The 1,063-nt window shown below is 56.7% G+C and carries 2 protein-coding genes and 1 tRNA gene; all 3 read right to left on the bottom strand.

Annotated features, from left to right (window positions below):
• Window positions 1–143: 143 nt before the first annotated feature.
• Complete coding sequence (locus FJV77_RS32170) at window positions 144–386, bottom strand: GIY-YIG nuclease family protein (protein WP_142870370.1); 243 nt, start codon at window positions 384–386, stop codon at window positions 144–146.
• 103 nt (window positions 387–489) lie between these two features.
• Window positions 490–580: transfer RNA gene (locus FJV77_RS32175), tRNA-Ser, on the bottom strand.
• Window positions 581–833: 253 nt separating this feature from the next.
• The coding region (locus tag FJV77_RS32730; RefSeq protein WP_210246573.1) for a hypothetical protein at window positions 834–1,063 on the bottom strand (230 nt) is incomplete at its 5' end.

Raw genomic sequence — 1,063 nt, forward strand, 5'->3', positions numbered from 1 at the left:
AGAAGGCTCTTGATGTTCATTTTCTGACCTCCAGTCAGAATCGAGCGAAATGTCCGATCTCCCGACAGGCGTTTCGGTCATAATACCTTGTTATTGCTATATTTATCGGGGAAAAGCAGGATTTTGCGACTGGCTTGCGGCCGTCACCACAGGCGCCTGTTGGCGAAAGCGTGCCCCGAACCGGATTTGAGATAACGCTCGAATGAAGCTGCCCTGGCCTGATTCGAGAAGGCCATATAGGTCACAATCCGCCATGGCAGGAACTTGGACGTATGGCTGGATTTCCCTGCATTGTGCTCAGCGAGCCGTCGCTTCAAGTCAGACGTTATGCCGACATAACGTTCGCCTTTCGAACCCTCGCTCTCGAGCAGGTACACGTACCACACGAGCCGGCCCTCCTTCGCCAAGGCTTCGGAGGGCATCCTCTCCGCCATCCTGCTTCGCACGAATTGTTGGGCTGTCCTGCGAAGCTCGAAGAGCGAAGCAGGATGGCGGAGAGGATGGGATTCGAACCCACGAGAAGCTTTTGACCTCTACTCCCTTAGCAGGGGAGCGCCTTCGACCACTCGGCCACCTCTCCGTTGCGCCGCTGGATAGAGAAAAGCGCCGGCACAATCAACAAGCCGGTGCGATAATCGCTGAAAAATCCGCATTCGGCCAAAGCGGCACCTTCCCGTGCGGCGATTCTGCGGCAGCTAGCAGGCCGGCGAGTCGCCGGCATGGCCGCAATTTCGGCCGGCGATCGCCGGATTCGGCCGCATCCAAAGGCTCGGACCAGGGCTTCCGGGGCCCTCAATGGTTAATGAGAGCTTTCCGACTGAGGCCAAATCGTGTCATTTGTGCAACAACGCCAGGGGATAGCACCCGGATAGCCCTTTTGCCGGTACGATCGTGGTTGAACGCCGCCGCCTCATGGGTAATGTCGAATTCGAAGGAGCGGCGCGGTGCGCATCTTTTTCGGTAGTGGGGATGGGGCAGGGAACGCTGTCCTTCAGCAAAGAATACCCAGACCCGTTTTTTAACTTTTGACTGGAGGTCAGAAAATGAACATCAAGAGCCTTCT

Origin of the sequence: Mesorhizobium sp. WSM4306 (genome assembly GCF_007003975.1) — a bacterium.
GTDB lineage: Bacteria > Pseudomonadota > Alphaproteobacteria > Rhizobiales > Rhizobiaceae > Mesorhizobium.